11 protein-coding genes are annotated in these 13,100 nt (G+C 35.5%); 4 read left to right on the top strand and 7 right to left on the bottom strand.

Going from position 1 to position 13,100, the window contains the following annotated elements; all coding sequences use genetic code 11:
* Positions 1-78: 78 nt before the first annotated feature.
* Positions 79-786: a DedA family protein gene (locus tag LV842_RS08940; protein ID WP_233111102.1), complete on the top strand. Its 708-nt coding sequence runs from the start codon at positions 79-81 to the stop codon at positions 784-786.
* A 408-nt stretch (positions 787-1,194) separates the two neighbouring features.
* On the opposite strand, the gene LV842_RS08945 is transcribed toward LV842_RS08940, so the two are convergent.
* On the bottom strand, positions 1,195-1,905 hold the full coding sequence (locus tag LV842_RS08945) for an alpha/beta hydrolase (protein ID WP_233111103.1): 711 nt from the start codon (positions 1,903-1,905) through the stop codon (positions 1,195-1,197).
* A 295-nt stretch (positions 1,906-2,200) separates the two neighbouring features.
* Between LV842_RS08945 and LV842_RS08950 the strand changes: the two genes are divergently transcribed.
* Positions 2,201-3,100, top strand: a complete 900-nt coding sequence (locus LV842_RS08950) for a DUF808 domain-containing protein (protein WP_233111104.1) — start codon at positions 2,201-2,203, stop codon at positions 3,098-3,100.
* 215 nt (positions 3,101-3,315) lie between these two features.
* On the opposite strand, the gene dnaJ is transcribed toward LV842_RS08950, so the two are convergent.
* The 5 genes from dnaJ to proS form a co-directional block, all read right to left on the bottom strand.
* Entirely contained in the window at positions 3,316-4,431 is a 1,116-nt protein-coding gene (gene dnaJ / locus LV842_RS08955) for a molecular chaperone DnaJ (protein ID WP_233111105.1), read from the bottom strand.
* A 75-nt stretch (positions 4,432-4,506) separates the two neighbouring features.
* The gene (locus LV842_RS08960) at positions 4,507-5,043 is read right to left on the bottom strand and encodes a nucleotide exchange factor GrpE (protein ID WP_233111106.1); all 537 of its coding nucleotides are present in this window, start codon (positions 5,041-5,043) and stop codon (positions 4,507-4,509) included.
* Between the two features lie 151 nt (positions 5,044-5,194).
* On the bottom strand, positions 5,195-6,529 hold the full coding sequence (locus LV842_RS08965; RefSeq protein WP_233111107.1) for an Nramp family divalent metal transporter: 1,335 nt from the start codon (positions 6,527-6,529) through the stop codon (positions 5,195-5,197).
* Between the two features lie 114 nt (positions 6,530-6,643).
* Positions 6,644-7,942, bottom strand: a complete 1,299-nt coding sequence (locus LV842_RS08970) for an OmpA family protein (protein WP_233111108.1) — start codon at positions 7,940-7,942, stop codon at positions 6,644-6,646.
* 126 nt (positions 7,943-8,068) lie between these two features.
* Positions 8,069-9,544, bottom strand: coding sequence for a proline--tRNA ligase (gene proS, locus LV842_RS08975; RefSeq protein WP_233111109.1), 1,476 nt, complete (start codon positions 9,542-9,544; stop codon positions 8,069-8,071).
* A 177-nt stretch (positions 9,545-9,721) separates the two neighbouring features.
* On the opposite strand from proS, the gene LV842_RS08980 reads away from it, so the two are divergent.
* Both LV842_RS08980 and LV842_RS08985 read left to right on the top strand, forming a co-directional pair.
* Positions 9,722-10,747, top strand: coding sequence for a prolyl-tRNA synthetase (locus LV842_RS08980; protein WP_233111110.1), 1,026 nt, complete (start codon positions 9,722-9,724; stop codon positions 10,745-10,747).
* Positions 10,748-10,774: 27 nt separating this feature from the next.
* Positions 10,775-12,217, top strand: a complete 1,443-nt coding sequence (locus LV842_RS08985) for an OmpP1/FadL family transporter (RefSeq protein WP_233111111.1) — start codon at positions 10,775-10,777, stop codon at positions 12,215-12,217.
* 151 nt (positions 12,218-12,368) lie between these two features.
* Here LV842_RS08985 and LV842_RS08990 read toward each other — a convergent pair whose 3' ends face one another.
* Complete coding sequence (locus LV842_RS08990; RefSeq protein WP_233111429.1) at positions 12,369-13,100, bottom strand: ZIP family metal transporter; 732 nt, start codon at positions 13,098-13,100, stop codon at positions 12,369-12,371.

A 13,100-nucleotide genomic window follows, 5' to 3' on the forward strand; every position in this document is an offset into this window, starting at 1 on the left:
TCTGAATTTTCGTTAAAATATGCTAATATATTTCCTTTTGAATTTTATTAAGCTTATTTTTGTTTCACATCAATAGTTATGGAAGATTTCAATAGTTGGAAGGATTTATTAAACCCGGAGTTTTATATAAATAATGGGGGATTTTGGCTTATTTTATTTATTATTTTTGCGGAAACGGGATTATTTATAGGTTTTTTCCTTCCCGGAGATTCTCTTCTTTTTGTATCGGGAATTTATGCAGTGAAAATTATTTCGGAAACCTTTGGTTCTACAGGAAGTGATTTCTTAGATACAACTATTTTAGCTTCGGCAGTTGCGATTGCAGCCATTATTGGAAACGAAATAGGATATTATTTCGGACGTAAAACAGGTCCTGCTTTATATAAGAAGCAAGATACGATGCTTTTCAAGAAAAAACATTTATATCAGGCTCATGAGTTTTTCGAAAAAAACGGAGCTTTAGCAATCATTATGGCTAGATTTTTACCTGTAGTACGAACTTTTACACCCATTATTGCAGGAATTGTGAAAATGGATAAAAAAGATTTCCTAAGAGACAACATAATTGGAGCTGTTTTATGGTCTTTCCTGTTAATTTTTGCAGGACATTACCTGGATAAATTATTCATGGATCAGTTTGGAATTGATCTTAAAAAGAAACTGGAACTTATCATTATTGTTATTGTTTTAGTAACAACAGTACCGGTGATTGTTAAGTTTTTATTCGGAAAGAAAGAAGATTTTTCGAAATATGAAAATCATGATTTTGACGAAGACATTAAATAGAATTTAATTTTAAAATATATGATAACCTGCTTTTTTGAAGCGGGTTATTTTTTTGACAGATCTTCTAATCGATCATTCTAATCGGGAATACTGTCATTCTGAAAGTAGTGAAACGAATTGAAGAATCTGTAATTAATAATACCTGGGTTAAAGATTATGAACCGTAAAATTTGAATAATTATAAGTCTTTTTAAATTTTTATTAAACCGTTAAGCTTTATTAAGTTGTTAAGTTTAATTAAGAACAAAATCAAAGATTTTTATAAATGAAATATCCTTAAAGTGAAAACCTAGCTTAATATTCTAAAAATCTTAAGGTATCTTAATGGTAAAATTCATTCGCAATAAAAAATAAAATTCTTAAATTTTAAATAGGCTCCAACCTCGTCAGGATGATAGATACAAAAAACTACTTTCTAATCCATTCCAAAATATTAGGGTAAATAATACTGTCTCTTTTCTTTTTACTGAAAAATCTTGGCGCATGACCTGTATTCTTCATAAAAACCAATTTATGGGGAATATCTTTGGCTGTAAGAACAGAATCTAATGTTAAACCCTGTTGTTGATTCACTAAAAAATCATGATTTCCCTGAAATAATAAAGTCGGAACATTAGAAGTATTGGCAATCGGGCTCGCTTTTTCAAAATCTTCAGATAAATTTTTGCGGTTGAATTTTGTGCCTACTACTTTTTGTATAGTATTGGAAGTGTATTTTGAATAAAAAGATTGTAAATAGTCAGAAGAATAAAAATCTGTGGGACCGCTCAAAGAAATGATTTTTTTGATCTTATCAGGATTTTGATACCCGTAAAGTAAAGCCAAATGTCCGCCTGCACTTTCCCCTAAAAGAATGTAATTATTAGGTTTTAAATCTGCTTTATGAGCTAAGGAATTGAATTTTTCTATAGCATCACTTATATCTTCCAGCTGATCTTTGTAGGTGATTTTTTTTGAAACCAAGCGATAATTCATGTTGATGCTCGGAATATTATTCTTAAAAAGCATTTTCTGAATCTGGATCATGTGTTCTTTTCTTCCGTATTTCCAGGCGCCTCCATGTACGATTAAGACAATTGGGCTGTCTTCAGAATAATTTTCGGGCAAAAAAACATCCATTTTTTGCCTTTTATCTTCGCCGTATTTTAAGTTGTAAACTTTCTGGCTGTTGCTGCCCACCCAAACCCTAAATTTGGTATTACATGAATTTAAAACAAACGTAATGCATCCTAATACAAAAAAATGGTACCTGAGAATGAGCTTTTTCATACAATAAATGTACAGAAAATCAATAGGACAAGCAATATGATTTTTTATCAGAAATAATTAGTTTTTTTAGTTTTCATCCTCCTAAAAACCAAATTAAATAATTATTTTTGCTCTTTAACAATTATTAAAAAAATATTAAAATTTTATGGCATCTGGTTTTTTTGCAATCTTGGATGATATCGCAGCTTTGATGGATGATGTGGCGGTTACAAGTAAGATAGCAACTCAAAAAACAGCGGGAATCTTAGGAGATGACTTAGCTGTAAATGCTGAAAAAGCTACGGGTTTCCTGTCTTCAAGAGAATTACCCGTGTTGTGGGCGATCACCAAAGGTTCATTCATCAACAAATTGATCATTCTGCCTGTTGTATTTTTTCTTAACTGGTTGTATGCTCCGGCAATTAATTATGTATTGATTTTAGGAGGATTATATCTGGCTTTTGAAGGAGTTGAAAAAATTATAGAATTTCTTTTTCACAGAGAGAAAGAAGGCCATGAAGTTGTTGAAGAAATTATAGAAGACGAAAAAAGTGACGAAGAATTAGAAAAGTCAAAGGTGAAATCTGCAATTACTACAGATTTTATTTTATCGATTGAAATTGTCATCATTGCTTTAGGAACGGTTTTAGAAGAAAATCACCCTTTCATTACACAGATTTTGGTGACGAGTTTGGTGGCATTCATTGCGACGGTTGGAGTATACGGAATTGTTGCTTTAATTGTAAGAATGGATGATGCCGGATTTAAATTAATTAAAAAAAGTAATGACAAAGGTTTTTTCGGAACATTGGGACATTTACTGGTAAAAGCTTTACCTATTGTTATTAAAGCTTTAGGAGTGATTGGTACGATTGCTTTGATCATGGTTGCAGGAGGTATTTTTGCTCACAGAGTGGAATTTCTTCACCATTTCCTAGAGTCTTGGTCTTCCAATGGAGTTCTTACTGTTTTAAAAGAAGTTATTTTGGGACTTGCTGGAGGATTGATTGGCGTTGCAATTTTCACAATGGGAAAAGGTGCTGTTTCCTTAGTTAAAAGAAAATAGAAATTTGATAAATAATAAACCAAAGCGCGGCTTCAAATTTTTGAAGCCGCGCTTTGGTTTTAAGTTGAATACAAGATATAGAGAGTTCTTTGAACTTAGTGAAGTGAACCTTATCAAGCCATTCTGTTAATATGTTCTACGATTATAGAAAAGAAGATGGGATGAAGCTATAATAATAAAAAAGAGACTTAAAAATTAAGCCTCTTCTAATATGATTAGTTGAATAAATCTTTCACTTTATCAAAGAAAGTTTTTTCCTTTCCGGATGGTTCTGCAACCATTTCTCCGCTGTTCATTTGATTCTCGAAAAACTCCTTTTGTTCTTTCGTTAGTTTTTGCGGAGTCCAGACATTGATGTGGATAAACATATCACCTTTGCCATAGCTGTCAATACTTGGAAGCCCTTTTCCTGCTAATCTTAAGATTTTTCCGGATTGAGTTCCTGCATCTACGGTGATTTTTACTTTTCCACCAACGATTGGAACCTCTTTTTTAGTTCCTAAAGCTGCTTCAGCAAAAGAAACATATAATTCCTGATGAAGATTATCGCCCTCTCTTTTGATTACTTTATCTACTTCTTCCTCAACAATCACTAATAGATCTCCAGGAATACCACCAAAAGGAGCATCGTTACCTTTACCTCTTACATTAAGCTGGATGCCGTCTCTTGCTCCTGCAGGAATGTTGATTGTGATTTCTTCTTCGTCTTTGATTAGTCCTTGTGCATTGGCTCCTGCCGGAATTTTATCGGCAACTTTTCCGATTCCCTGACAATTTCCACAAGTGGTTTGAGTCTGCATTTGGCCGAACATGGTGTTCATTACTTTCATCTGAACTCCGGAACCACCACAAGTAGGACATGTTTTTGAAGTAGCACCTTCTGCCATCTTCATTTTTTTAACTTTAATGGTTTTCTGCGTTCCGTTGACCATTTCTTCAAGGTTTAGCTTGATTCTGATTCTTAAATTAGAACCCTTCACTTGCTGACGACCGCCGCCGCCACCAAAACCACCGAATCCACCACCGAAAATATCTCCAAACTGGCTGAAAATATCTTCCATGTTCATTCCGCCGCCGAAACCGCCACCGCCAAAGCCGCCGTTTCCACCCATTCCTGCGTGTCCGAACTGATCGTATCTTGCACGTTTTTGTTCGTCGCTCAGAACTTCGTAAGCTTCTGCAGCTTCTTTAAACTTTTCTTCAGCTTCCTTATCACCCGGATTTTTATCTGGGTGAAACTTGATAGCCATTTTACGGTATGCTTTCTTTATCTCGTCGGCTGATGCAGATTTGCTGATCTCAAGAACCTCGTAATAATCTCTTTTTGACATCTTTATATGAGTAATTAGTAATGAGAAATGGGTAATATTCAAATTGCTTATTACCCATTACTTATTGCTTATGTTTTAATTTCCTGTTACTACTTTTGCAAAACGAATCACTTTATCACCTAAAGTATATCCGGTTTCGATTACGTCTACGATTTTCCCTTTCAAATCTTCTGAAGGAGCAGGGATCTGAGTAATGGCTTCATGGAAGTCTACGTTAAAACTGTCTCCAGCTCTTACTTCCATTGCTTTTAACCCTTTTTCAGTTAGTTTATTTTTGAATTTGTTATAAATCAATTCAACACCTTGTAGGTCGGCAGGATTTCCGTTTTTGGCAATTTCTTTAATTGCTCTTTCGAAATCATCCAAAACACCAAGCATAGAAACCATCATGTCCTGATTTGCATATTGGAAGAATTCCATCTTCTCTTTGCTGGTTCTTTTTTTATAATTTTCAAATTCAGCGTATAATCTGATGTAACGGTCTTTTTCTTCTGCCAAAAGTTCCTCTGCAGTAGGTTGAACTGTCACATTGTCTTCAGATGCTGTTTCGTTCTGAATCTTCGTATCTTCTTGGTTATTGATGCTTTCTTCGTTAATATCCTGATTTTCCATAATTCAATCTTTATTTTCCTTTTTATTCGCAAAGATTCTGCCAAAGGAAAAAGCGTGACATTTAGGCATAAAATAGATTGTGAATTTTGTCAATAGTGAATTGCTAATTGTCAATTTTCAAAGCAAAATAAATTCACTATTTAGCCCAAACTTATTCTCCAAAAAATGTTTGATACAGAAGATAAAGATTTAGGATGATAATAACGAATGAAATAATCCAAACACAGGTTTTCAAAAAGGGTTTGTTGACAAATTCTCCCATTTTGGCTTTATCACTGGTGAACATGACCAACGGAACAACGGCAAAACTTAGCTGCATAGACAAAATAACCTGACTTAAAACCAATAATTCTGTAGTTCCTTTTTCACCATATAGTATGGTTACAATTAAAGCTGGGATTACTGCAATTAATCTGGTAATTAAACGTCTTAACCATGGTTTTAGTCTGATGTTTAAAAAACCTTCCATTACGATTTGTCCGGCAAGAGTTCCTGTCAAGGTAGAATTTTGTCCGGAAGCCAGCAATGCGATTGCAAAAGCAATACTTGCCATAGAAGCCCCCAAGATCGGGGTCAACATTTTATAAGCATCGTGAATATCTGCTACATGCTTGTTTCCCGTAATATGAAATGTTGCCGCAGCTAAAATAAGAATGGCAGCATTAATGAAAAAAGCGAGCATCAAAGAAACGGTGCTGTCTAAAGTCGCGAATTTTATAGCTTCTTTTTTACCTTCTCGAGTACGTTCATAATCTCTCGTCTGAACAATGCTGCTGTGTAAGTATAAATTGTGAGGCATTACTGTTGCTCCTAAAATTCCGATGGCGATATATAACATTGCCGGATTTTGAATAATTTCTGCTTTAGGAACCAATCCTCCTAAGATTTCATTGATTGCAGGCTGGGAAATCACCAATTCATAGACAAAACAAGCCAGGATAATGAAAATTAATCCACCTACAATACTTTCGATCCATCGGAACCCTTTTGATTGGAGCAGAAGGATAAGAAGAACATCAATGGTGGTAATTACAATTCCCCAGGTTAAAGGAATACCAAACAATAAGTTTAAAGCAATTGCGGAGCCTATCACTTCAGCAAGATCACAGGCAGCAATAGCTATTTCACAAAAAATCCAAAGAATAAAATTGGTGGTCGGGCTGAAATGATCACGGCAAGCCTGAGCTAAATCTCTTTCTGCCACTACGCCTAGTTTTACAGATAAATGTTGTAAAACCATTGCGAAAATATTAGAAATCAGAATAACTGAAAGTAGGGTATATCCAAATTGTGCTCCTCCTGCAATGTCTGTTGCCCAGTTTCCCGGATCCATATAACCAACGGCAACCATTAGACCGGGACCCGCGAAGGCAAGGTATTTTCTCCAAAAGCTGGCATTTTTTGGGACTTTTACAGAAGCATAAACTTCGGATAAAGAATGTGAGGTTTTATCTTTTCGCCAAGCGCTTTTTAAATTAAGGTTCATAAATGTTAGAAATGACTAACAAATTTAATTAAATATATCAAAACGACAAATTAAGACACGAAAAAATCCCAAAAATAAGTTTTTGGGATTTTATTTTTATGGGGTATAAAGATTTTATTTCGCGAATCTTACCGCCATTTTTCTGTCTACAGCTCTGGCTTCATTAGAAGCGCTTGCGTCTACTGTAGCAAATTTACTTCCATAGCCATCAGCTTCCAAAACCTGACCACCAACTCCTTGTTTTGCCAACCAATCTTTGATGAATATGGCTCTGTCTTTAGAAAGTTTCAAGTTTTTAGCTTCGTCACCAGTCTTATCAGTATATCCTCCGATTTTGATTTTAGCATCCGGATAGGCTTTTAGAATAGCCACTAAATTTTGAAGCTGCCCTTCAGAATTAGCTTCTAATTGGTTTGAACTTCCGATTTTAAAGTTTACATGGTCAAAATCATACCATTTGGTTTTTAATGCATCATCGTTAGCTGCATTTTTATAACCGTCGGTTTTCAGGAAAGTAATCATTTGATCTTCCATTCCGCCTTTGTAGCCTTTTAACGATGTTCCGTTCAGGTCAATGTTTTCATCCACCTTTGTAGCAGTCATTGCTCCTGTAGTATCTGAAGGAGTAATAGTAGCCATGCTGTCATTAGGTACGGATGTAGAATCTGTTCCGGATAGTGTTGTCGTTGTTTTTTTCTTCTCACATTGTTTCCAGATGAAATATCCTGCAGCAATTAATAAGAGCAGAGGAAGAAGCCATTTCCAGATTGAGCCTCCACCGCCATTGTTATTATCTTCTGAAGAATAAGATGATACTGAATCTGTAACTTTAGAGGTAACATCAGATACGGTTTCTGTCACTTTAGAAGTTGCAGCAGAAACACTTTCTGAAGCTCCGCCGAAAATATTCCCTAGCCCTAAAGATCCAAGGGAAAGACCTGCCGGCAATAAATTAGAAACAATTCCTTTCTGATCGTTTAGCAGACTTGAAATTCCTGATTGTCCTAAATTATTATCGGCTGCATATTTTCCGATAGAACCTGCAGTAGCCCCAGTTACTAAATTTAATAGTGAGCTTGAAGAGTTATTGCTGATTCCTGCGAAAGTAGCTATTGTATTTACTAATCCACTCAATTTGTCACCAAAAATGGAGGACAATAATGTGGTAACGATGGAGTTGTTAGAAGATTCTCCCAATAAATTACCTAAAATTCCACTCGAAGAGGCACTTGTAATAGCATTCAAAACTCCCGGATTATCCGAGTTGTTTGCCAATCCTCCTACAACAGCAGGCAATAAGCCTCCAATTGCTTTTGAAATACCTGATTCACTTTCCCCAAACTGCGCGGCAGCCTGAGATACTAGAGCAGGACCTAATTGTCCTTTAATTAAATCGATGACATTTAAAGACATAATAAATTATTTTGAGATTAATGTGTTATAAATTTATAAAAAAATATCTTTAAATAGTGAAATCAAAAAAAAATCTTTAAAAATCACGTAGATTTTTAAAGATTTGTTAAATTTATTAAGAAATTTTTAATATGCTTTAGCAAATAAAACTCGTCTCTTAGATGGTTTACCTGATATTAAAGAAATACCTTCTTCAATATCATCATCCAAAGGAATACATCTGATGGTTGCTTTTGTTTCATCCTTAATCTGCTCTTCTTCTTCAGCAGTTCCATCCCAATGTGCATAGATGAAACCTCCTTTTTCTTCAAGAACCTTTTTGAATTCTTCGTAAGTATCCACTTTAGTGATATTATTTTTTCTGAATTCAAAAGCTTTATTGTAAATGTCCTGTTGAATTGTTTTCAATAATTCTTCGATGTAAGAATCTAGACCGTCGATAGAACGAACTTCTTTTGTTAAGTTGTCTCTTCTAGCAATTTCCACAGATTTGTTTTCCAAATCTCTTGGTCCCATTGCAATTCTTACCGGAACACCTTTTAATTCATATTCTGCAAATTTCCATCCCGGTTTATTTTGAGTATCATTATCAAATTTAACCGAAATTCCTTTTGCTCTTAATTTAGCCTGGATATCTAAAGCCACTTCACTGATTTGCTCTAATTGTTCTTCTCCTTTAAAGATAGGAACAATCACCACCTGAATAGGAGCCAAAGTTGGAGGCAATACCAATCCGAAATCATCAGAATGCGTCATGATTAAAGCTCCCATTAAACGGGTTGATGTTCCCCAAGAGGTAGCCCAAGCGTGTTCTATTTTACCTTCTTTGTTGGTGAATTTTACATCAAATGCTTTTGCGAAATTCTGACCTAAAAAGTGAGAAGTTCCTGCTTGTAAAGCTTTTCCGTCTTGCATTAATGCTTCAATACAATAAGTTTCATCAGCACCCGCAAATCTTTCAGAAGGTGTTTTTAATCCCTGAATGACAGGAATTGACATAAAGTTTTCTGCAAAATCTGCGTACACTTTATTCATTTTTTCTGCTTCTTCGATCGCCTCATCTTTTGTAGCGTGAGCAGTGTGCCCTTCCTGCCATAAGAACTCTGCAGTTCTTAAGAACAGACGTGTTCTCATTTCCCAACGTACAACATTTGCCCATTGGTTAATTAATATAGGTAAGTCTCTGTAAGACTGAATCCAGTTTTTGTAGGTATTCCAGATAATTGCTTCTGAAGTTGGACGAACGATCAATTCTTCTTCCAATTTTGCGTCCGGATCTACAATTAGTTTTGATGGGTTATCCGGATCTGTTTTTAATCTGTAGTGAGTAACCACTGCACATTCTTTGGCAAAACCTTCAGCATTTTTTTCTTCAGCTTCAAATAAGCTCTTGGGCACAAAAAGCGGAAAATAAGCATTCACGTGACCTGTCTCTTTGAATTTCTTATCCATTTCATCACGCATTTTTTCCCAGATTGCATAGCCATATGGTTTTATTACCATGCAACCTCTTACTCCTGAGTTTTCAGCTAAGTCGGCTTTTACCACCAACTCATTATACCATTTGCTGTAATCTTCGCTTCTTGAGGTTAATTTTGCCATTATTTTTTTTGATTTTTTTAACTTTTCCTTATTATTGTTATCTAAAAATAAAAATCTATTTTTGATAGATATTTGTACATGAGTTTTGGTACATTTTTAGTACAGATTGCAAATATAATTTAAATTAAAAATTTTTACGTTATCATGAAAAGAAATATACATAAAAATTTGCTTGGTATGTTAAAATCAAAAGGGATTTTGGCAATATCAGGTGGATTATTACTCGTGTCTTGTGGCGCTCAAATGGGTGGTTACAGTGAGACAGACGGGGTTTACTATGATCCCAATAAAGATACGCTACCAGAAGGGGTAATTATTAATGATGATGGTGGTAACAGAGTAGGAGAATACTACGACTACAATCAAGAATCTAGTACAATCCAAAATGCAGAAACTAATTCTAAGGAAGGGAGATATGATTCTTGGAATGATTATAACTGGAATACCAACAATGCCACAGATTCTGACTGGGGAGCTTTTGCAGGTTCTCAAACTAACTACTACGACAATTCATGGGGATGGGGTTCTCCGTGGGGCTGGGGTGGTTGGTACAGCCCATATTGGGGTATGAATAGCGGATGGGGCTGGAATTTTGGTTTTTCATATGGCTGGGGAAGTTCATGGGGCTGGAATGGCTGGAACTCTTGGGGATATTCTCCGTACTGGGGAGGTTACTATAATCCATATTGGGGAGGTTATTACGGAAGTCCATATTGGGGCTGGAATGGTGGATACTGGGGAAATAACTATTATGCAGTACCATACAAAAGAAGAGGAGCAGACGGAAGATTATATAACAGCTATAATGGAGGATTCGGTAATAAAAATGGTATGAATTCCGGAGGTTTCAGAAATAATACCAATACTAATTCTGGAGGTTTCAGAAACAATACCAACAACGGAGGTTTCAGAGGGTCTAATGGTAACAACGGAGGTTTTAGAAATAATACCAATACCAATAATGGAGGCTTCAGAAACGGAAATACAGGAGGTTTCAGAAATCAAAATTCACAACCACGACCAAATTATAATAACTATCCACAACAATCTCAACCACGAAATGACGGCGGTTTTAGAAATAACAGCGGCGGTTTCAACAACTCTAATAGTGGAGGTGGTTTCAGATCCGGTGGGTCGTCAGGCAGTAGCGGCGGCGGATTTAGATCCGGCGGTGGAGGCGGTGGCTTCAGAGGTGGTAGATAATACAAATTAATAACTATTCAAAAAATAATGTTAAAAAAATCTTTAATAGTAATGAGTATTTCTGCTGCATTTTTTGCGCAGGCTCAGGATATTTCGATCTTAAGGAACTCCATTGATGTGTATTCGAATACTCCGATGAATGGTTCTTCAAAGTTTAACGCAATGGCTGGTTCCAATGGAGCTTTAGGTGGAGATGCGAGTTCTTTGCTGACCAACCCTGCAGGTCTGGGAGTTGCCATTTCGGGAGATGTTTCCGCAACGCTTTCTATTACCAATAATAAGAACAGAAGCACATTGGCCGGTTCTTCTATAGATTATAATATTAATAAAGTAGATATCGGAAATGTAGGAGGTATAGCAGCATTTCAGCTGATGACAGAAAGTGGCTGGAAGTTTCTAAATGTAGGGGTGAACTTCTCCAATCAATCTATTGAAAACTATATTGAAAGCCCAGGGAATTCAAAGATTGTTATTCAGAAAGATCTTATGGATACCAATAATAATCCTGTGGTAGGAAACCTGACTTATTTGGGACATGCCTATAACAGATACGGAACAAAATCTAAAATGAATATCGGATTAGGTGCCAATTACGAAAACTATTTATATTTCGGAGCTGGTCTTAATTTCCACTATGCTGATGTTGAACAATGGGATACTGCAGCATTTGGTTTAGATTTAGACAAAACATCGGCATCTTATGATAAACAATATACTCCATATACTGAAAAATCGAATGGTTTTTCTGCATCATTCGGGGTAATTGGCAAAGTAAGTAAAGAATTAAGATTAGGAGCAACCATTGAAACTCCAACATGGTGGAGAATGGATAGAGTCTACACAGAATATGGTTTGGATAATCAGGGATATATGGGATCTTCGGCATTCAGCGAAACGATGAACTTTAGAAGTCCTATGAAAGCTACAGTGAGTGGTGCTTATGTTCCTAATAAAAACCTTTCTTTCAACGTAGATTATACATTAGGAATTACAAAACCTAAATTCAAAGAAGCAGTTGACGCAGACAAAGAGATGAATAACTTCTTTACAGATAATTACAAAAACCTTTCTGAAGTAAGAGTAGGAGCAGAATACAGAATTAAAGCTTTTAGATTAAGAGGTGGTTATTCTTATGCTTCAAGTCCGTTCGATTCAGGTATGGTGAGTGCTTATTCTAATGCAGGAGTTGCTGGAAACACAAGTTATAATAACTGGACGTTAGGAGAAAGAAATACTTTCGGATTAGGTTTAGGATATGACTTCGGACGTTTTTATATTGATGCTTCTTATCAAAACATAAGCTCAACATATAATAATCCGTTCTTATATGGTAAGGTGATTTCAGATACTCCTTATTATTCTACAGGATATAGTTCTACAGATTTTGATGTGGCTAATGAAAGCTATGCAGTATCTGAAGTAAAAAATACTTTTAACAACTTCTTTATTACATTCGGATGGAAATTCTAATTTCCAGATGTGTAATGAGTGATTAAATTGAGGCTCCGGATTTATCCGGAGCTTTTTTATTGATGAAATTTAAAATTAATAAAGTATACACAAAAAAAAAGAAGAGACTTTATTGAAAGCCTCTCCGTATATTTTAAAATAGATCATTTCTTTAATGATGATGACCAACCTGAGAATGATCATGGAAAAGATGCATGACCAAAGCCAACGAAACTCCCAGAATCACCAAGCCGATTTTTACCCAGTCAATATTATGGTTTTTATTGCTTTCAAAGATGATTACAGAAGAAATATGTAAGAAAATTCCTCCTACAATGGCTAAGAAATAAGGCTGTAAATCAGGATTAAAATAATTACCCAACAACATTCCCATAGGTGAAGCCAATGCAAATAAAGCAACAATTAAAATGGACGGATAAGAAGTCGTTTTGCTCTCTTTACCCTCTTTCCTGTTGAATAAGAATGCTCCCAGAATAAATGAGATCGGAAGATTGTGAAAAACAATTCCTAAAAGATAAGGAGACAATTCGTGTTCTTCATTGGCCAAAGGAATTCCTTCTATAAATGCATGGACAAACAGTCCTACCATTAAAGCAACGGGAAGAATATTATGATCGTTATGATGATGAAAATGTCCGTGTTCAAAACCTTTGGTCAAAGCTTCCAGAATCATCTGCAGCAAAACACCGGCAATTACAAAAATTCCCAAGCTGCTTCCTGCTTCAGCAGTGTAAACCTGTGGGAAAACTTCATTTAAGCAGATTGTAATCAAAAAACCAGCACTTAAAATCAATAAATTTTTGGCTAGCTTTTCTTTTTTACCGAAATGTTTTCCTAAAAATACTCCGGTAACGACGCTTAAAATCAGTAAAAGTACTGTAAT

Origin of the sequence: Chryseobacterium gwangjuense (genome assembly GCF_021311115.1) — a bacterium.
Lineage (GTDB): Bacteria > Bacteroidota > Bacteroidia > Flavobacteriales > Weeksellaceae > Chryseobacterium > Chryseobacterium gwangjuense.